We start from the raw sequence: 506 nt of genomic DNA, 5'->3' as shown, positions 1-506 counted from the left end.
CAACTTCCTGAACTAGACTCGCTCACTGCATCCTTACCTCATCCATACCTAGTGAAGTTGGCTCAGTTTGCTGCGCCAATAGGTGAGGTATGTGAGCTTCTTGAACGTGCTATCAAAGAAAACCCGCCGGTAGTGATCCGCGATGGTGGTGTGATTGCAGAAGGCTATAACGAAGAATTGGATGAGTGGCGCAAGCTCGCTGATGGTGCAACCGAGTATCTAGAAAAGCTCGAAGCGGATGAACGCGAGCGTCATGGCATCGATACGCTGAAAGTTGGCTACAACGCCGTACATGGGTTCTTCATTCAGGTAAGCCGTGGCCAAAGCCATTTGGTACCGCCACATTACGTGCGTCGCCAAACTCTGAAAAATGCAGAGCGCTACATTATTCCTGAGCTTAAAGAGCATGAAGACAAAGTTCTGAACTCAAAATCAAAAGCACTCGCACTAGAGAAAAAACTGTGGGAAGAGCTGTTCGATTTGCTGATGCCTCATCTTGAACAAAT

General features: G+C 47.8%; 1 pseudogene. It reads left to right on the top strand.

The features are described 5' to 3' along the window. A pseudogene (locus R8N49_RS30810) lies at nt 1-506 on the top strand (DNA mismatch repair protein MutS); the annotation flags it as partial.

The sequence above is a fragment of the Vibrio sp. 1978 genome (assembly GCF_033344345.1).
The sequence above is the reverse complement of the archived record's forward strand: the minus strand, read 5'-3'. Positions and strand labels throughout refer to the sequence as shown.